Raw genomic sequence first — 19746 nt, forward strand, 5'->3', positions numbered from 1 at the left:
TCTCGCAAACTCAAAGCGCCTACCCCCGTCCACGGCGAGCGAGAGTTGCCCCGCCAAAAACGATCGCACGGACCAGGGCCTTCGCCGGTTACTCCCAGGCGCCAGATGCGGACATCGAGGTCGGCGCGACAAGCGGAGATTTGGCGCTAGGGTGTGTCCGTCTTCTCAAAACGGCATTCAATCCGAGGCGCCAGCGCAAGGCAATCCGGCTGGAAATCGGCGGTATCCGGACGCCGTCCATCTCCGATCCATTGTTCCAGAACCGCCAGTCCGGTCAGGTAACCTCCGTCGGCCAGCTTGCTGTGCTGGTCTTCGTCCGTCGCCGCCTGCACCAGCAGATGGGACCGCCCCGCGGCCCGCACGATCGCGGCGTAAATGGCCTCGGAGCGGTAGCTTACGGTTGGATCGTGCAGGGCGTGCAGGGTCAGGGTCGGCAGCACGATCAGTCCGGACAGATCCGAGTCATAGGCCAGCTGCGCCACCGCGCCGGGATCGGCGCTGAACCGCTCCACCCCCGCGTTCAGCGCCTCGTCGTCGGATGAGCCGCGATAGACGACCATGCTGTTGTCGAACGGGTTCCGCCCGCCGAGACGCAGATGGACCAGGTCCTGGAAGGTGAAGGTGGCCCAGGCCAGATGACTGACCAGCTGTTCTTCCTTGACGCCCGTGACGGCGAGGATGTCGCCCAGCCGCCGTGACTCGGCCGGGGTCCGGTCGCGGGCCGCCTTGTCGATCCCGGTGCACGCCTCGACCCGGCGCCGAAGGTCAGCGCGGGTCATGTCCGCCTCAGCCGGCAGGCCCTGCCACACTGGATAGGCCGGCTCGTCAGGGGCCGGATGGTTGCGGCAGTAGAATTGGTACACCGCCCTCAGACCGGCGCGAAATTGGTAGGCGCGGGTGCCGCCCGAGACGACGCCGTTGGTAATCAGCACGCCATCGTAGTTGCGGCCTCCCTCGATATCGAGGGCGTAGAGTTCAGAGACCTTGGCCGCGATGTTGCCCCCCCAGGACTGGCCATGCAGCAGGGTGCGATCCGGGCGACCGAACCGGCTCCAGAAGATCTCGCGGCTGTTGTCGGTGTCCTCGGCGGCCATGCGCACGCCATAGCCGCCGCGTCGGTAGGTCGAGCCGATCCAGGCGTAACCTTCGCGAACCATGACGGAGAACCGGTCCAAGTCCTCAAGCGGATCGGCCGCCTCCGGGGCCCCCATGCGCGGCCCGCCATGGGCGTGGACAATCAGCCGGCGATTCCAGTCGGCCGGCATGGCGATGACGTACCAGGCCCCGTTGGCGTCGCGGCCGGACAGGCAGCTGACGCCCGCACCCACCGTCTCCGGGCAGTCGATCGGCGTCGTAACAGGGGTCGGATCGTCCGCCCCTGCCGGACCGGCTCCCGTCAACAGCAGGGCGGCGATCAGGGCCAGCGGACGGATCATGGAGCTTTCCCTTTAAACCGGCGGCGCGGACCGTGGCCCGCACCGCCGTCGTCTCAGAACGACTTGGCGATATTGACGTACCATGACCGGCCATAGGGCCGCTGGATCGAACCGAGATAGCCGTTCTCGGCCAGGGACGGACCCTCGTCCGTCAGGTCACGGACCCCGATCCGCAGCTTCGTGCCGGAGGCGGGCCCGGCGTTCTCGAACTCGTACTGGCCGTACAGATTGGCCACCATCTGACTGCCCACCACCCAGGGCTCGCCGGTGTCGCTCAGCAGGCCGGTCTGTTCGACCTCGCTGACATACTGGGTCGACAGACCCGCGCGCCAAGGGCCGCTGCGCCAGATGAGGGTGGTCGACACCTTCCACTCGGGCCGGCCGTTCCGGGCGATCAGTTGGCTGGAGTCGGGCAGCGGCGTCAGCGGATCGATCACCCCGGCCTCGCGGGCGGCGTACAGGGTGTCGATGATGTCGCCGGGCTCCCGCGCGAACTCGAGCAGTTGCGAGGCGTTGGCGCGGAAGATGAAGGTTCCCCAGTCGGTACGGCGCTTGGCCCAGGAGAAGCCGAAGTCCAGTCCCTCGACCGTCTGCGGCAGCAGATTGATGAAGCGGTCATTGATCGAGACGACCTCGCCCACCGGCGCCAAACCCGAGCCGTCGAACAGCAACACGTCGTCGGCGTCCGGCGCGTCGCGCACCACGTTCGGGTTCGACCCGCCCTCGATGCGGTTCAGATAGTCGAGCGCCAGCGCCGCTTGGGCGCCCAGCAGGCCGACGATCTTCTCCTGCTCGATCTTCCAGTGGTCGATGGTGAAGGTGAAGTCGCCCCAGCCCTCCGGCGTGAACCGGGGCTGGAACACCACCCCCCAGGACTGGTTGGTGCTTTCCTCGGGCTCAAGGTCCGGATTGCCGGCCACCAGCAGGGAGGCGCTGGCGCTCTGCGAACATTCGTTCATCGAGGCGATCGATCCGTCGCGCAGGGCCGGTTCGCAGCGATAGTAGTCGGTGCCGCCGGCGAGACGGGCGTACTGGGTGGCGTTGACCTGCTCCAGATTGGGCGCCCTGAAGCCCTCCGAATAGGAGCCGCGCAGGCGCAGGCCGTCGATCACGTCCCACGCCACGGCGACCTTCGGCTTGGCCACCGAGCCGAAGTCCGAATACTCCTCGTAGCGGCCAGCGACCTGCATATCCAGGCTGTAGACCAGCGGGATGTTCATCTCCGGCGAGACCAGCGGAACCGCGAACTCGACGAAGGCGCCGGCGACGGTGCGGTGACCGCGGGTGTCGGGGTTGGGGCTGACCGCCGAGACATTGGACAGATTGGTCTGGCCGCTGACCATGTCCGTGAAGGTGAAGGTGCCGTCGAGGTTCGCGTCGCGATCGTCGAACTGGGTCTCGCGCCGGAACTCGGCCCCGAAGGCCACGCCCACGGGCCCGCCCGGCAGCGCGAACAGGTCGTGACGCGACATCTTGAAGTCGGCCTGCGTCAGGGTCGTGCGCGAGAAGCGGCGCATCTCGAAGACGATGGCGTCGATGGCGGCCTGGGACGACGGCGAGCAGTCGCCGTAGCTGGTGGTGTCGACGCAGCCGCCCCCAAATGGGTTGTAGGCGTCCGGCGTCGACAGGCTGAGCTGTTGCTGCAGGGCGGTCATGTTGATGTTGGGCGACAGGTCCTCGGCCTCGGCGACCGAATAGAGCAGCGCGGATTCCCAGTCATAGCCCCGCCACTCGCCGCGCAGCCCGCCGAGGAAGCGCGACTGGAAATTCTTGACCGTGACCTCCTGGAAGCCCGTGTCGACGTAGCGATAGTTCTCCAGCAGGATCGGCAGGCCGGCCGCCGGCACATTGGTCAGGTTCGGCAGGCGGTTGGGATTGGCCGACCCGTCCGCGAAGGTCACCGGGCCGAACGGGTTGTAGTAGTTGCTGGCCGGAATCCAGATGTCGTTCAGATTGACCACCGGCGGCTGGATCGCCCGGCTCTCGGCCCCGTAGAAGCCGATCTCGCCGAAGGCGGTGATCGTCGAGGTCAGGTCATAGTGGCCGGTCAGGAAGACATTGGTCCGCTCGATCGCCGAACGCACCGTGGTGCCGTAACGGGTGTCGTACCGGAGCTCCCGCAGGTCGCCGTTGTAGGAACCGTTGCCCTGCACGAGGCAGACGCCGTTGTTGAAGTTCACCCCCGTGCAGCCGATGCTCTCCGGCTGGTAATGGAAGGCCCCCGCCGAGGTGGCGACGATCACGCCATTGGAGCGCGGCCGCTGCGCCGCCGAGCTGCCGGGGGTGCTCAGCCGCGCCCACGGCGTATGCGACGAGCGCCCGTCGGGAACGGTCGAGGTCTCGAAGCCCGGCTGGTTGGCGAAGAAGGGCCTCATGTCGTCGCTGAAGGTAAAGTCCTGGTCCTCGGCCATCAGCGCCGTACGGTCGCTGTAGTTGGCGAACAGCGAGACATTGCCGCGATCGAAATCCTTGCCGGCGAAGATGTTGGCCTCGAACTCGCGCAGGCCGGCGCCTTCGGCGCCGCCATATTCGGCCTCCATGGTCAGGCCGTCGAAGTCGTCCTGCAACACGGTGTTGACCACCCCGGCCACCGCGTCGGCGCCGTAGATGGCCGCCGCGCCGTCCAGCAGCACCTCCAGCCGCTCCAGACCCGAGACCGGGATGGCGTTGGAGTTGTAGCTCAGTACGGGCACCGTGCCGGTGTCCGAAGTGCCCTGGCTGGTCGGGTGCTGGACCAGTCGCCGGCCGTTCAGCAGCACCAGGGTGTTGCCTACCCCCAGCGAGCGAAGGTTGACTGAATTGACGTCGCCGCGCGCCGAGTTGCTGGTCTGCGGGTTGTTAGCCGAGTCGAACAGCACGTCGCCCATCTGCGGAATGGACCGCATCAGGTCGTCCCCCGAGGCCGCGCCGATGGCGTCGATCTGCTCCTGGTCGAAGACGACCACCGGCAGGGCGGCGGTGGTGCTTGCGCCCCGAATTTGCGAGCCGACGACGATCACGTCCTCGACCAGGGCGGCCTCCTCCGTCGGATCAACCGGCGGTGTCTGCGGCGTCGTCGACTGGGCCGAAGCCAGGCCGGCGGACGCCAGCAGCGCAATCCCGGCGGCGCCCCCCAGAAGCGCGGTGCGGTGAACGGTCCTCATGGTCTTTCCTCCCTCTTTGTATTCGGCCGTTCAGTCGGCCGTTATGACGTTCTTGTCCCCTGGACCCGCGGCGGGGTCAGGCGGCGCGGCGAGCTTGCCGGGTGGCGAACCGAGCGCGGCGTTTAGCGCCTCGCGATCCAGCTCGCCCTCCCAGCGGGCGACCACCAGGGTTGCCACGGCGTTGCCGACGAAATTGGTCAGGGCCCGGCACTCGCTCATGAAGCGATCGATGCCGAGGATCAGCGCCATGCCGGCGATCGGTACGCTGGGCACCACCGCGAGCGTCGCGGCCAGGGTGATGAAGCCCGCGCCGGTGATGCCGGCGGCCCCCTTGGAGCTGAGCATGGCCACCAGCAGCAGCAGGATCTGGTCCTGCAGGCTGAGGTCGATGTTCATGGCCTGGGCGATGAACAGCGCCGCCATGGTCATATAGATGTTGGTGCCGTCCAGATTGAACGAATAGCCGGTCGGCACGACCAGGCCGACGACCGAGCGGGGCGCGCCGGCGCGCTCCAGCTTCTGCATCAGGCTCGGCAGGGCCGCCTCGGACGAAGAGGTGCCGAGCACCAGCAGCAGCTCTTCCTTCAGGTAGGCGATCAACCGGAAGATCGAAAAGCCGTTGATCCAGCAGACCGCGCCCAGCACCCCCAGCACGAAGATCAGCGAGGTCAGGTAGAAGGTGGCGATCAGGGCGGCCAGATTGGCGATCGCCCCCAGGCCATAGGCCCCGATGGTGAAGGCGAAGGCCCCGAAGGCCCCGATCGGCGCCGCCTTCATCAGGATGGCGACCAGTTTGAACATGATCTGGCTGAGCGAATCGAGCGCCCGGTGAACCGGCGCAGCCGCGTCGCCGACGATGGCCATGGCGATGCCGAACAGGATGGCGACGAACAGGACCTGCAGGATGTTGCCCTCGACGAAGGCGCTGATGAGCGTCGTCGGAATGATGCTGGTCAGGAAGCCGACGATGGTCGTCTCATGGGCGGCCGACGCATATTGCGCCACGGCGCCGGCGTTGAGCGTGGCCGGATCGATGTTCAGCCCCCGGCCCGGCTGGACCACATTGGCGATGACCAGGCCGATGATCAGGGCCAGGGTCGAGAAGAAGAAGAAATAGCCGAAGGCCTTGGCCGCGACCCGCCCGACCTTGCCCAGGTCGCGCATGCCGGCGATGCCGGTGGCGATGGTCAGGAAGATCACCGGGGCGATGATCATCTTCACCAGCTTGATGAAGGCGTCGCCGAGAGGTTTGAGGTCCTTGCCCAGCTCGGGCCAGAAATGGCCGACGGCCCCGCCCGCCAGAATGGCGAGCAGAACCATGAAATACAGGCTGCGATAAAACGGACGGCGAACGACAGGCGCGCCCGCGGTCGGCACTGGTTGTAGCAAGCGACCTCCCATGAGCCCGAAGGCTCCGATCTTCCGTTCGCTGTCTGATGCAGCGACTGCGGCCAGTATCGGAACGGGGCGATACACCTCTCAAGGGGTCGCGTACCCGCCGCCTGATCACTGAAATGATTGGGATTTATCCAGAAGGCGCAGGCTTTGTCAGCCTGGATGTGCGGATATCCGCACATACGCCATGGACATCTGTGCGAAATATCGCATGGTCGCCCATGCGCAGGATTTTCTCGGGCGACGCGGGACAGTGGCGGATTTTCGCTATCGTCTGGCTCGGACTGGCCGTCGCGGTCGTGCTCGTCGCCGGCGAGGCGGCCCGCCGCGACGCCGAAGCCGCCGCCCTGCGTCAGGCCTCGACCGCCGGCGCGCTGCACGCCGCCGTACTGCGCAGCGAACTGGAGCGGCACCGGTCCCTGCCCCTCGTCCTCGCCCAAGACCCGGACCTGCTGGCCCTGCTCGAAAGCCCGGAGCGGGGCGACGTCGACCGGCTGAACCGCAAGTTCGAACGCCTCGCCCGCGAAGTTCGCGCTGCGGCCATCTATGTGCTCGACGCCGACGGCGTGGCGCTGGCGGCCAGCAACTGGCGCGAGCCGACCAGCTTCGTCGGGTCGGACTATCGCTTCCGGCCCTACCATTTCGACGCCCTGCGGGCGGGCCAGGCCGCCTTCTTCGCCTTGGGGACCGTCAGCGGCCGACCCGGCCTGTATCTGTCGCGCCGGGTAGACGACGCCGCCGGCCGCCCGCTCGGCGTCATCGTGGCCAAGGTCGAGTTCGACGCACTTGAGGCCGACTGGCGCAAGTCCGGCGAGCCCACATGGGTCGCCGACCGCAACGGCGTGGTCCTGATCACCACCGTCCCCGAATGGCGCTTCCGCACCACCAAGCCGCTCAGTTCCGACGAACGCCGGCGGCTCGCCGCCGAACAGACCTCCGGCGCGGCCGTCCTCGCCGACCTGCCGCTGAAGGACCGTCCGTCGGGGTTGGTCCGGGTCGAGAGCAACATCCCCCCCGGCCTTTACGCCAGCGCCACCGACGCCCTGCCGAACATCGGCTGGACCGTGCATCTGCTCGCCCCGGCCGGCGAGGCCATCGCCCGCGCAGTCGCCGCCTCGCGCCTGCTGGCCGTGCTCAGCGTGGCCCTCCTCGCCGGCCTGACCGGCATCCTGCTGCGGCGACGCCAGCGGGCGGCGATTCGCGCCGTCGAGGCCGAGTCGGCCCGCATCGAACTGGAACGGCGCATCGACGCCCGCACGACGGAGCTTCGCGCCGCCAACACCCGCCTCAACCATGAGATCGATGAACGCCGGCGGGCCGAGAAGAGCCGCCAGGCCCTGCAGGACGACCTGATCCAGGCCAACAAGCTCGCCACCCTCGGCCAGATCGCCGCCGGGGTGGCGCATGAGATCAACCAGCCGATCGCCGCCATCCGCACCCACGCCGACACCGCCGCCCTCTACATCGAGGCGGAGGACCGTCCCGCCGCCCGCCGTTCGCTGGCGAGCATCGCAGGCCTGACCGAACGGGTCGGCGCCATCACCGATGAGCTCAGGGCCTTCTCGCGCAAGACCCGCTCGGAGACGGTCGCCGTCGGCGTCGAGGCCGCCATCAGGGGCGCGCTGCTGCTGGTCGGCGCGCGGATGCGCGAGACCGGCGTCACCCTCGTCCACCCGCCGGCGCCGCCCGACCTCGCGGTGATGGCCGAGCGCAACCGGCTGGAGCAGGTCGTGCTCAACCTGCTGCAGAACGCCATCGAAGCCCTGCGCGACACCGCGGATCCGATGATCTCGCTGGAGGTGGCGACGAAAGGGCGGCGGGTGACGATCCGGATCGCCGACAACGGTCCCGGAGTCGCCCCCGAGGTGCGCGACCGGCTGTTCACCCCCTTCACCACCGACAAGCGCGACGGCGTCGGCCTCGGTCTCGTCATCAGCCGCGACATCGTCGCCGGCTTCGGCGGCGAACTGACCCTCGAACCGACGACCCGCGGCGCGGCCTTCGTCATCCGCCTGATGAGGGCCAAATGAGCTTCAGAACCCTGAACCGCATCGTGCTGGTCGAGGACGACGACGCCTTCCGCGAGGCCCTGACGGAACGGCTCGGCCTCGCCGGCCTGGAGGTCTCCGCCTTCGCCTCGGCGGAGGCGGCGCTGAAGACGCTGGGCCCCGCCTTCGAGGGGGTGGTGGTGACCGACCTGCGCATGCCCGGCATGGATGGCCGCGCCCTGGTCGAACGCCTGACCGCCCTCGACCCCGACCTGCCGGTGGTGATGATGACCGGCCACGGCGACATCGCCGAGGCGGTCGAGGCCATGAAGCGCGGGGCCTACGACTTCCTCGCCAAGCCGTTCGCGCCGGAGCGGCTGATCGAGAGCCTGCGCCGTGCCCTCGACAAGCGCGCCCTGGTTCTCGACAACCGCCGCCTCGCCGCCCTGTCGACCGACGGCGAATGGTCGATCCCGCTCAGCGGCGACAGCCGCTCCGTCGAGGCCCTGCGCGCCGCCATCCAGCGTCTGGCCGACGCCCGCGTCGATGTGCTGATCGAGGGCGAGACCGGGGCCGGCAAGGAGGCCGTGGCCCGCGCCATCCACAACGCCGGGCCGCGCCGGCCGCGCCCGTTCGTCGCCGTCTCCTGCGCCGCCCTGCCCGAGACCGGTCTCGAATCCCTGCTGATGGGCCACGCCGCCGGGGCCTTTCCGGGCGCTCTGCACCGGCGCGAGGGCCAGATCGAACAGTCGCACCAGGGCACCCTGTTCCTCGACGAGATCGACCTCGCCCCCCGCGCCGCCCAGTTGCTGCTTCTCCGTGTGCTGGAAGAGCGCGAGGTCCTGCCCCTCGGGGCCATGGAGCCGCACGCCCTCGACCTGCGCATCCTCGCCGCGACCAAGGACGATCCGGTCGAAGCTGTGGCCCGCGGCGACCTGCGCGAGGATCTCTACTACCGGCTCAATGTCGTGCGCCTGCGCACCCCGCCGCTGCGCGAGCGGCGCGAGGACGTCCCGATGCTGTTCGCCCGCTTCCTCGGCCGGGCTTCCGACCGGCTCGGGCGGGACATCCCGCCGATCAACGACGCCATTCGCCGCCGCCTGCTGGAGCACGACTGGCCCGGCAATCTGCGCGAACTGGCCAACTACGCGAGCGAGGTTGCGGTCGGCCTGTCCTCCGCTGAACCGGAGCTATCACCTGAGATCGGGTTGGCTCATCAGGTCCGAACCTACGAAGCCCAGCTGATCCGTGAGACCCTGAGCCGCCATCGAGGCGACATCCGCCGCGTCACCGCATCCCTGCGCATTCCCCGCAAGACGCTATACGACAAGATGAACCGCCATGGCATCGTGCCGGCGCACCATCGCTCGGAAGAGCCCATCTAACCGCGTAGGCCTGCCAGCCTTCCGTTCGAGATAAAGGCCGCAAGGGACGTCTTGAGCCGCCGCCCGGATTCAGGTGGAACCGCTTTACGACGTCGCTGATGCGCCAGAAGCGGTAATTCCCTGAGCGCCCGAAAGAAGACCTTTCGGCGCGCTCCTCCGCTGCTGGAAGGTCACAGCGGTGGAGCTGACGGGAGTCTTGGGCGGCCCGCTGCGGGTGTGAGCCTGGCCTGGTAGAGGGCTGCCGGTTCAATTCCTAGGGCTTGTCCTGAGTTACGCCTTTTACAGGCGTAGCGGCGCCTGGGGACGGGTCCCCGGTCACGGTTCGCCAGGTCCCGCTGGTCCCTGCCGGCAGCCCGTCACAGGTCCGGTGAGTTTCGGCGACGCCAGGCCTGCGTTCCAGTTCCATGCGAGCTCGCCGCTGGCCCGGCGCCGGCACATCGCCTCCTCGTGCAGGGAGAACATCCCGGGGAACAGGCTTTCGCCCGGAACAGGCGTTTCCCGGAACGCGATATAGCCGCCCGTCGAGCCGTACGCCGCCCATGCACGTCCGTCGGCGGCTTGCGGCGTCCCTGTTCGGGCGAAGCTGATCCAGTAGTCGATCATGGCCGCTGACAGCCCGGCTTCTTCGGCGGTGTCGGGAATCTTCGGCCACAGCGGCGGCGTCCGGTCCATCATGCCGAACATGTAGGGCAGTTCGCTGGCGTGGAAGCCATGCAGACCGGCGGCCTCCATGGCCGGATAGCCATGGTCGAACAGATAGAGGAACGAGGGCTGACCCAGGGCGGTCTGGGATCGGACGAGACGCTCGGCCGTCCAGCCGTAGAGGGCGTCCCGACTGGCCGCGAGAATGCTTTCGCCCATGGCGGACGCCGGATAGAGCCGCAGGAACTCGTCGGCCAGATCGCCGTAGCGGTCGCGGATGATGCGTTCGTACTCAGCCGCGCTGGCCGGCGAGGGCGGCGCCAGGAACCGCAACGAGCGGATCTCGCCGCTGTTGAAGCCCGCCAGAACGGGCACGGGCGCCTGCTCCCCCCGATCGAACACATTCACCAGCTGGTCGGGAAGGATCTGCCCGTCGACCACTCCGAACGGGGCGAAGCCGGCGCGGGCCGCGGTGTCGGTCAGGGTCTGCGGGTCCATACCCCGCAGCACCCTCAGGCTCGGAGCCTGGAGAACCCGGGCCAGATTGGTCCCGGCGGCTTCCGCCGCGGGCGCGCCGAACCGGGCCTGTTTCAGTTCGGGGGTCGAGATCATGTAGGCGCTCTGTGCGATCGCCCGGTGGAACAGGCCGCGGGCGAGCGGCGAGGCCATCAGATACATCACGCTGAGACCGCCGGCTGACTCGCCGGCGATGGTCACATTGGCCGGGTCCCCGCCGAAGGCGCTGATGTTCCGTTGAACCCACCCCAAGGCCGCGATCTGGTCCATCAGACCATAGTTGCCGGAAATCCCGACAGGGGACTCCGCGCTGAGGTCGGGATGCGCCAGATAGCCCAGAACCCCGAGGCGATAGTTGATCGAGACCACGACCGCGCCCTCGGCGGCGAGCACGGAACCGTCGTACAGCCGCTCCTTGCTGGACCCCGCGATCAGCGAACCGCCGTGGATCCAGACGATGACCGGGGCCTCGCCCGCCGTAGACGGAGTCCAGACGTTCAGCGACAGGCAATCCTCGCTCGTCGCGCCGAGCGTATCCGAATAGATGTGCGGAGCGCCCGGGGTCGGCTGGATGCAGGCCGGACCGAATGCACCCGCGTCCCGGACGCCGGACCATCGTGGCGCAGCGACCGGCGGCCGCCAGCGGTTCTGCCCCACGGGCGGCGCGGCGTAGGGGATGCCCTTGAAGGCGAGGATATCGCCCACGGCCCGGCCTCGCACGGCCCCGGCCGGCGCAGTGACTTGGGGCGACCTGTCGTCGGACCGGAACGGGTTCGCGGCGGCGCCCGTGGTGAGCGCACCCACAAGGAAGACGCCGAGCGCGATCCTGGCGGCGCCACGGGTGAACGACTGGATCATTGAACGCCTCCCGCGCGCGAGGTGTCGCGTCCCAGCACCTTCGCCAGCCACAGGAACAGCCCGATGGCGGCCAGATAGAACGGCGTCAGCGCATAGAGGGCGATCTGCAGCGAGTTGTCCGGATGGGCGGCGCGGAAGAAGTCGCTGGCGAAACCGACAATGGTCGGACCCAGTCCCATGCCCACGAAATTCATCACCAGCAGGAGCAGGGCGCCCGACATGACGCGCTGGTCGGGGCGGACCTCGGCCTGAACCAGAGCCACCGATGACGACAGATAGAAATAGTTCAGGAAGGTCGGGCCGATCAGGAAGGCCAGCGCCAGCGGCCAGGTCGGAGCCCAGACGAACGCCAGATAGAAGGGGATGGCCAGCGCCAGTGAGGTGGCGGGCAGGAAGGCGTAGGCCTGCCTTGACCGTCGCGTGAACCGGTCGATCAGCCAGCCTGACACGAAGATGCCGCCGCTCATCCCGATGCCGACGACGAGGGCGTACCACAGGGCGACGTCCTGCAGCGTCATCCCCTTCTCGCGCATCAGGAACAGGGTGGCGAAATTGCCCAGGCCATAGGTGATGATCTGGGTCACGCCGCTGCCGGCGGAAGCGAGGACCAGCACGGGCCGCGAGAAGAACATGCGGAACGTGCCCCAGAAGCTGGCCTTTTCCGCGCCGATGGCGTTCGCCGGATCGAGGCCGCCCCGCTTCGGCTCCTTGACGACGAACATCACCGCCGCCGCTGCGACAAGGCCGATCGCGCCGATCACGATGAAGGCCGCTCGCCAGCTGAACGCCGCGGCGACCGAGGCGCCGAAGGCGATACCCAGGGCCGCGCCGATGGGGGGGCCCAGGTTGTAGATTCCCAGGGCCATGCCGCGCCGGCCGGGCGGGAAATAGTCGGTGATGATGGCGTAGGACGGCGGCACGCCCCCGGCCTCGCCGAAGCCGACGGTCATGCGGGAAACGGCCAACTGGCCGAAATTGCGCGACAGCCCGCAGGCCATGGTCGCCGCGCTCCAGACGGCGCAGGCGATGGCCAGCACCGCCACCCGGTTGGTCCGGTCCGCCAGCCAGCCGACGGGGATGGCGATGAAGCAGTAGAAGAATGCGAAATACAGCCCGCCCAGCAGACCCAGCTGGCTGTCGGTAATGTGCAGGGCGTCCTGGATCGGCTTGGCCAGAATCGAAAGCAGCTGCCGGTCCAGGAAGTTCAGGACATAGACGAACCACAGGGCGCCGAGCGCGATCCAGGCTCTGGAACCGACGCCTCCGGTCCCTGCAGGCGACGGCGGGACGGGCGCGATCGCATCGGTCTGGCTCATGATCGTTTCCTCGGTGAAGCGAGCCTTGGGGCTCGTCTATTTTTCGGGATGGGTCAGGGCGGCGTAGACAAGGGCGCGGGCCTGGGCCCGGAAGGCGTCGCCGACGGGATCGGCCAGCCGCTGGATCAGGCCGATGAAGATCAGGTCGTTCTCGGGGTCGATCCAGAACCAGGTTCCCCCGCCGCCGCCCCAGCTCATCGTGCCGCGGCCTTCGAGGAGGCCGAGCGCGGGCGGATCGATAACGACGGCGAAGTCGAGGCCGAAGCCGAAGGCCGGATTGAACGGCAGCAGCCGCAGCGGATTGGACCTCGCCAGCACCGCATCGGGGATGACGTTTCGGCCCATCAGATCGACGGAGCCGGGGGCCAGAATCCGCACGCCGTTCAGTTCGCCCCGGTTCAGGATCATCTGGCAGAAGCGAGCGTAGTCCGTCGCGGTCGAGACCAGCCCCCCGCCCCCGCCTTCAAACCTTGGGGGGCGCGTGAAGTCGTTGACTGGCATGTCGAAGGCAGCCGTCGCCGGCCTCAGACCGCCGGAGCCGTCGCCAGCGTAGAGGTCCGTCAGCCGGTGAACATTGTCCGGGCGAGTCTGGAAATCCGTGTCGACCATGCCGAGCGGACCGAATAACCGTTCCTGGAGGAAGGCCCCGAAGGTCATGCCGGAAAGCCGTTCGACGATCAGGCCCTGGAGGTCCGTGGCGATCGAATAGAACCACTCGGTCCCCGGCTGGAACATCAGGGGGATGCGCGCCGCCCTCCCGACCAGTTCGTCGAGGCTCCCGGCCCTCAGCACGCCCTGTTCGCGATAGGCTCGTTCCACCGGATGGATGTCGAACAGGCCGTAGCCGAAGCCGGCCGTGTGACTCATCAGCTCGCGCATCGTCGGCGGCCGGACCATGTCCTCGACAATCATCCCGCCGCCGTCGTCGACGCCGGCGTAGACCTTGAGGTCCGCGAACTCGGGGATGAAATCCGTGATCGGATCGTCGAGACGCCAGCGCCCTTCCTCGAACAGGATCATCAAGGCGACGCCGGTCACGGGCTTGGTCATGGAATAGATGCGGAAGATCGCATCGCGGCCCATCGGCGCCTCATCGTTGAGCCGCGCCCTGCCGCGTGTTCTGAAGTCGACGACCTGTCCGTGCCGCATCAGCAGGGTCGAAACTCCGGCCACCTGCCCTGCCCCGACCATGTCCGCCATCCAGGCGTCCAGGCGTTCGAGGCCCGCCCTGTCGAAGCCCAGGGCTTCGGGATCGGGCGCGACCGGAAGGCCGCCGACTTCAGTCATCGACCGACGTCTTTCGTCGTTCAGCGGCCCGGCCTTCGCAGATGCCGATAAAACCATGCGCCATGAAGGCGGCCATGCGGGTCTTGATGGCGTCGAAATCGTCGGACCGGCAGAGGCCGCCGGACAGGTGATCGATCCGGCCCGTACGCGCGAGCGTCAGGGTCAGGGCCCCGGTGACGAAGTGGTAGCCCCAGAAGATGTCTTCCTCGGCGCAGTTGGGCATCGCCTTTTTCAGCAGCCCGATCAGCCGCAGGACGACCGGGTCGTAAAGGCGATCCATCACCTCGGCGCCCCAGGCCGGCGTGTTGTTGATCTGGGCGCTCAGGGCGCCGAAATGCCGCCAGCCCTCGCCGCCGGTCGAATAGGTGTCCAGATCGGTATCCAGGAAGGCGCGCAGGGCGCCCTCGACCGTCGGCTTGCCGCCGACCGAGGCCTCATAGGCGTCCAGCGCCTCCATCCGCCGGCCGACCGTGATCGGCGCGCGGCGCGCCATGACCTTGTCGAACACCTCCTGCTTGTCGGTGAAATAGTAGTGCACCAACGACTTGTGGACGCCGACCTTGTCGGCGATGTCCTTGACCGTCACCCCGTGCAGGCCGTGCTGCGAGAACAGTTCCTCGGCCGCGTCCAGGATCTGCTCGAGGCTTTCGGCGCGTTGCTCGGCCTTGCGGCGCGGGGTGCGGACGGGTGTGGACATGACCTGAACCTCAAGGCGGTCCGGCGCGTCCTGATGCCGACGCGCCGACTCGATGACGGAGACATCGGTCATCCTAAGCGCCCCCATAGGTGGCGCGAAGCTGCGTCTTGTCGATCTTGCCTGTGGCGGCCAGGGGCATGGCCGCGACCCGGACGATCCTGTCGGGAATCCACCAGTCGGCGACACGGCCCTTCAGGCTCGCCCTCAAGGCCCTGTCCTCGATCTCCTGCCCCTGGGCGGGCTCGATGACCATCAGCGGGCGTTCGCCCCATTTGGCGTCGGCGCTGCCGATCACCGCGACGAGGCCGACGGACGGAAGGGCGCCGACGATCTCCTCGATCTCGACCGGATTGATCCATTCGCCGCCCGACTTGATCAGGTCCTTGGATCGGCCCGCGAGGGTCAGATTGCCGGCGTCGTCGATGACCGCCAGATCGCCGGTGTCGAACCAGCCATCGGCGTCCAGCGCGGATTCCGCCGATCCGAAATAGCTCTGTACCACGCTCTGGCCGCGCACCTTCAGATAGCCGGGGGTGTTGCGCTGGTCCGGCAGCGGGGCGCCGCGAGAGTCGGTGAGGAGCAGGTCCAGCCCCATGGGCGGCCGCCCCGCCCCACGCGCCGCGTCGGGCTTGTTGCTGCGGGGCGAGATCGTGCCGAGCGGCGACAGTTCGGTCATCCCCCAGCTGGTCTGGACCGTGACGCCGAGGCGGCTCTCCATCCTTTTCAGCAGGGTGTCGGGGCAGCTCGATCCGCCGATGATGATGCGTTCCAGACCGGGCGTTTCTCCGCCGGTGGCGTCGAGGTGATCCAGCAGACCCAGCCACACCGTCGGGACGCCAACGGCGACGGTGACGCCATGACGATGGATGAGGTCCGCGAGGCTACGGCCGTCGGCGGCCCGGCCCGGCAGCACCATGCTGGCGCCCACGGCCGGCGCCGCGAATGGCAGACCCCAGGCGTTGGCGTGAAACATCGGCACCGCGACCAGAACGACGTCCTCGGCCGTCAGGGCCATGGCGTCGGCCTGGAGCGACCGGATGGTGTGCAGGTAGTTCGACCGGTGCGTATAGGCCACGCCCTTCGGCGCGCCGGTGGTGCCGGACGTGAAGCACAAACCCGCCAGCGACTGCTCGTCGAACCGCCCCCACGCCGTCGGCGCGCCATGCTCCGAGAGCAGCGTTTCCAGATTCGTCAGCGGAGCCCGTCCGCGAACCGCCATTGGCCGGTCGCCGTCCAGCAAGATCAACCGCTCAAGGCAGGGACAGGACGCCACCAGCGCTTCCGCCATGACCGCGAGCCCGGCGCCGACGGCCAGAACCCGGTCTCCGGCCGCGGTGATCATCGCCGCCAGATGCGCGACGGTCAGCCGGGGATTCAGTGTGTGACAGACCAGGCCGGCGCCCATGGCGGCGTACCATATCTCGACGTGGTGCTGGCTGTTCCAGGCCAGGGTGGCGATCCGGTCGCCGGGCGCCAGGCCCAGCGACATGAGCGCGCCGGACAGACGGTTGGCCCGATCGCGCAGGGCGGGGTAGCCGATGGCTTCGTCGCCTCCCTCCGCAGCCGTGATCACCCGCGCCTGACCATGCCATCTGGCGCCGTGATCGAGGAAGCGATCCACGGTCAGGGCGTAGTCCTGCATCGGGCTGAGGTCGGGCGTGATCATGCCCGGGCGGCCAGGTCCTGGACCCGGCTGGAGAACCGGGTCGGCGTCGATCTGGAGAGAATGGCAGGGGCCATGGGAGGGGGATTCCACGCGTTACAGGACTCCGGTCTGGCCGGCGATCGCCGCGGAGACGACGGCGGGGGACGCCGCCGCCTCCACGGGCCGGATCAGAAGGTCTTCATCAGGTTCAGACCGAACTGCCGTGGCGGCCCGGCGTAACGCAGGCCCGCATTGATCGCGGCGATATAGGTCTGGTCCGTGGCGTTCAGCGCGTAGGCGGACAGCGTCCAGTCGTTGCGCTGATACGTCAGCTTCAGATTGACGATGTCGCGCGCCTCCAGCCGATCGCCCAGCGCCTCGTTGTTGAAGATCGAAGTGAAAGCCTCGCCGATGTGCGAGTAGTCGATGCGCGGCGTCAGGGTGGCGCCGCCGCTGAGCGCGATTTCGTACTGGGCCCCGAAGTTGAAGGTCGCTTCCGGCGCATAGCTCTGGCTGTTGCCGCTCAGGTTCTGGCAATTGCCGGCGGCGGGCCCGGTCTGGGGGTTGCAGGGAATACGCGCCAGGCGCGGATCGACGGCGAAGAACTCCCCCAGTTCGGAGCTCGAGATGGAGCCGCCGACATCAATGGACCATTGGCCGAACCGCATCTGGGCGGACCCTTCGATGCCCTTCAGCACGGTTTCGCCCGCCACGTTCACGATGGAGTTGAACAGGGGCACCGTCGGGTCGCCGACGACGACCTGGAAGCCTTCGTAGGCCATGTAATAGGCGCCCAACTGAGTGCGGACGCGGCCGTCGAACATGGTCGACTTCCAGCCCAGTTCGTAGTCGATGACGTCTTCTGGCCCGAACGAACTCGCCGGCACATAGAAGTTCGGCGCGTTCAGCCCGCCCATCTTGAAGCCTGTCGCGACGAAGCCGTAGACGAAGTTGTTGTCGTCGACCTTGTAGTTGAGACTCAGCTTGCCTGTGGTCTTCTCGGCGGTGACCTCGTCGTTCTGAAGCAGGGCCAGGCCGAACGCCGGATAGGTCGTATAGACGTTGTCGTTGGTCGAGGTGGATTCCGACCAGCGGGCGCCCAGCTGGACCTGCAGGCGATCCGACACGTCGTAGCTGATCTGGCCGAAGACCGCCCTGGTCTCCTTCGGGGTCTCGCCGAAGATGTAGTAGTCGATCACACCTTCGGGGAAGCCGACGTGATAGGCGCCGCGCGGGAAGGTCGTGACCGGGAAGACCACGTCGTCATACTGCCAGAAAGCACCCAGGATCCAGGTCAGGCGCTGGTCGTCAGGCGAGACGATGTTGAACTCCTGCGACCAGACCTCTTCCTCGACGCGGTCGTAGAAGGTGTTGTTCAGCGCGCTGGAGCCGTCCAGGTCGGTCGAGAACTCGCTGATCCCGTCCTGATAGCCGGTGATCGAACGGATGGTGATGCCGTTGTCGAACATATAGCTGACATTCAGCGAAACCCGCGCGGTCTCGTCCACGCCCGAGTGCGGGCCATTGGCGGTGATCTCGAACGGATCGTTGGCAGACAGCGCGCGGTCGGCCGGATAACCGCCGAAATCGAGGTTGTTGTAGTCGCCTTTCAACAGGACCCGGAGGGCCGGCGTCGGCATCCACAACAGGCTGGTGCGGACACTGTGCGAGGTGATGTCGCCCGGGTGCCCCGAATAGGGTCCGGTGATCTCGTGGAAGCTGTCCCGCACCTCGGAATTCATGGCGAATCGCGCCGCCAGGGTGTCGGTGAGCGGCAGGTTGACCGCACCCTGCAGCTTGATGTTCCCGTAGTTTCCGACTTGCGCCATGGCATAGCCGTTCACCCCGGTGAAGTCGGGGTTGCGGGCGTTGATGAAGACTGCCCCCCCGGTCGCATTGGTGCCCGCGAAGGTGCCCTGCGGGCCGCGCAGCAACTCGACGCTGGCGATGTCGTAATAGGGCTCGGTCTGGAAATAGCCCGGGAAGACGGGCACGCCGTCACGATAGGTCGTCACGCCGACGCCGATGGCCGTGGTCGGCTCGGATTTGCCGATGCCCCGCACGTTGAAGAAATTGCCCTGACCGAAATTCTGCACCGTGGTCGAGGGGGCCACGAACTGAAGTTGCTCCAGCGAGGTCACACCCTTGTTTTCCAGATCCGCGCCGCTCAGCACCGTCGCGGCGACCGCGGTCTCCTGCAGATTGGTCGTGCGGCGTTCGGCCGTGACGACCACGTCGTCGAGGGTCGCTACCTGCTGTTCAGACGCCGTGTCGTTCGCGGCCGGCGTCGCTTGCTGGGCCTGTGCGGCTCCGGCCCACAGCAGCACGGCGGCAGATGTCGTGATCCAGAGCTTGCGGCCCATGGTGGTTCCTCCCTCGGATGTTCCCTCGGCGCTCTTGCGACGCCATGACGGGACGGTCTCATCGAAGCGGCGCCGTGTCAATCTTCACTAGCCGACTGGTGAATATTGACCTTCTGGCCAATGTCAGGGCAGGCTCCCGTCCCGCTCGCGACGATGACGAGCGCTTGTGGAGCACCCCATGACCATCGATCTGAGCCGCCGCGCGGCGATCGTGACCGGCGCCGGGGGCGGCCTCGGCCGCAGCCACGCGCTTGCCCTGGCGCGATATGGAGCACGCGTCGTCGTCAACGACATGTCGCCGGACGGCGCCGAAGCGGTGGCGCAGGAGATTCGGGAAGCGGGCGGCGAGGCCATGGTGCGGGTTTGCAGCGTCACCGATCGCGATGCCGTCGAGGCCATGGTTGCGAGCGCTGTCGAGCGCTGGGGATCGATCGATATCCTGGTCAACAACGCAGGCATCCTGCGCGACCGCACCTTCGCCAGGATGGATATCGAGGACTTCGCGACCGTGATCGACGTGCACCTGATGGGGTCGGTGAACGTGACCAAGGCCGCCTGGCCCCATATGCGCGAGAAGGGCTATGGTCGGATAATCTTCACGACCTCGTCTTCGGGTCTCTACGGCAATTTCGGCCAGTCCAACTATTCCGCGGCGAAGATGGCCTTGGTGGGCCTGATGCAGACCCTGGCGCTGGAAGGCGGGAAATCCGGCATCCGCGTCAACTGCCTGGCACCCAGCGCCGCCACACAGATGACCGCCGGCCTCTATTCCGAGGATGACCTGAAAGGTCTGTCCGCGGACCTGGTCAGTTCCGGCGTGGTCGCGCTGGCCGCTGAAGATGCGCCGACCCGGGTCATCCTGCTGGCTGGCGCGGGGGCTTTCGAACAGGCTCACGTGACCATGACCCGTGGCATATACGTCGGAGACGCGCCCGACGCGGCCGAACAGATTCAGGCGCAATGGGCCGCCATTTCAGACCGCTCGGATGAAGCCGTCCCCGCCTCCGGCGCGGCTCAGTACCACCACGAAGTCCGCCATCCGGACCGGTTCGCATCCCGGTCGCGGGTCGCCTGA

General features: G+C 67.6%; 12 protein-coding genes. 3 read left to right on the forward strand and 9 right to left on the reverse strand.

Translation table 11 applies throughout. The annotated features are described in order from the left end of the window. Positions 1-146: 146 nt before the first annotated feature. From BrevBR_RS10075 to BrevBR_RS10085, 3 genes are read right to left on the reverse strand one after another with little or no spacing between them, the layout of a single operon-like run. Positions 147-1436 (reverse strand): hypothetical protein, encoded by a 1290-nt coding sequence (locus BrevBR_RS10075; protein WP_340000848.1) that lies wholly within the window; start codon positions 1434-1436, stop codon positions 147-149. Positions 1437-1489: 53 nt separating this feature from the next. Continuing rightward, complete coding sequence (locus tag BrevBR_RS10080; protein ID WP_340000849.1) at positions 1490-4579, reverse strand: TonB-dependent receptor plug domain-containing protein; 3090 nt, start codon at positions 4577-4579, stop codon at positions 1490-1492. Positions 4580-4609: 30 nt separating this feature from the next. Further along, entirely contained in the window at positions 4610-5980 is a 1371-nt protein-coding gene (locus tag BrevBR_RS10085) for a dicarboxylate/amino acid:cation symporter (RefSeq protein WP_445214756.1), read from the reverse strand. Positions 5981-6195: 215 nt separating this feature from the next. On the opposite strand from BrevBR_RS10085, the gene BrevBR_RS10090 reads away from it, so the two are divergent. Further along, a complete protein-coding gene (locus tag BrevBR_RS10090) occupies positions 6196-8004 on the forward strand; it encodes a sensor histidine kinase (RefSeq protein ID WP_340000851.1) in 1809 nt (602 codons plus the stop codon). Beyond that, entirely contained in the window at positions 8001-9347 is a 1347-nt protein-coding gene (locus BrevBR_RS10095; protein WP_332641363.1) for a sigma-54-dependent transcriptional regulator, read from the forward strand. Before BrevBR_RS10090 ends, BrevBR_RS10095 begins: the two co-directional genes overlap by 4 nt. A gap of 315 nt (positions 9348-9662) precedes the next feature. On the opposite strand, the gene BrevBR_RS10100 is transcribed toward BrevBR_RS10095, so the two are convergent. From BrevBR_RS10100 to BrevBR_RS10125, 6 genes are all read right to left on the reverse strand, one after another. Next, a complete protein-coding gene (locus BrevBR_RS10100) occupies positions 9663-11363 on the reverse strand; it encodes a carboxylesterase/lipase family protein (protein WP_340000852.1) in 1701 nt (566 codons plus the stop codon). Beyond that, positions 11360-12679: a spinster family MFS transporter gene (locus BrevBR_RS10105; protein ID WP_340000853.1), complete on the reverse strand. Its 1320-nt coding sequence runs from the start codon at positions 12677-12679 to the stop codon at positions 11360-11362. The genes BrevBR_RS10100 and BrevBR_RS10105 overlap by 4 nt, the downstream gene beginning before the upstream one ends. 36 nt (positions 12680-12715) lie before the next feature. Next, the gene (locus tag BrevBR_RS10110) at positions 12716-13966 is read right to left on the reverse strand and encodes a serine hydrolase domain-containing protein (protein ID WP_340000854.1); all 1251 of its coding nucleotides are present in this window, start codon (positions 13964-13966) and stop codon (positions 12716-12718) included. Continuing rightward, positions 13959-14663, reverse strand: a complete 705-nt coding sequence (locus tag BrevBR_RS10115) for a TetR/AcrR family transcriptional regulator (protein WP_340001189.1) — start codon at positions 14661-14663, stop codon at positions 13959-13961. Before BrevBR_RS10115 ends, BrevBR_RS10110 begins: the two co-directional genes overlap by 8 nt. A gap of 73 nt (positions 14664-14736) precedes the next feature. Further along, the gene (locus BrevBR_RS10120; RefSeq protein WP_340000855.1) at positions 14737-16329 is read right to left on the reverse strand and encodes an AMP-binding protein; all 1593 of its coding nucleotides are present in this window, start codon (positions 16327-16329) and stop codon (positions 14737-14739) included. A 167-nt stretch (positions 16330-16496) separates the two neighbouring features. Continuing rightward, a complete protein-coding gene (locus tag BrevBR_RS10125) occupies positions 16497-18671 on the reverse strand; it encodes a TonB-dependent receptor (RefSeq protein ID WP_340000856.1) in 2175 nt (724 codons plus the stop codon). Positions 18672-18849: 178 nt separating this feature from the next. On the opposite strand from BrevBR_RS10125, the gene BrevBR_RS10130 reads away from it, so the two are divergent. Continuing rightward, on the forward strand, positions 18850-19746 hold the full coding sequence (locus tag BrevBR_RS10130; protein ID WP_340000857.1) for an SDR family NAD(P)-dependent oxidoreductase: 897 nt from the start codon (positions 18850-18852) through the stop codon (positions 19744-19746).

Source organism: Brevundimonas sp. BR2-1 (genome assembly GCF_037626195.1).
Taxonomy (GTDB): Bacteria; Pseudomonadota; Alphaproteobacteria; order Caulobacterales; family Caulobacteraceae; genus Brevundimonas.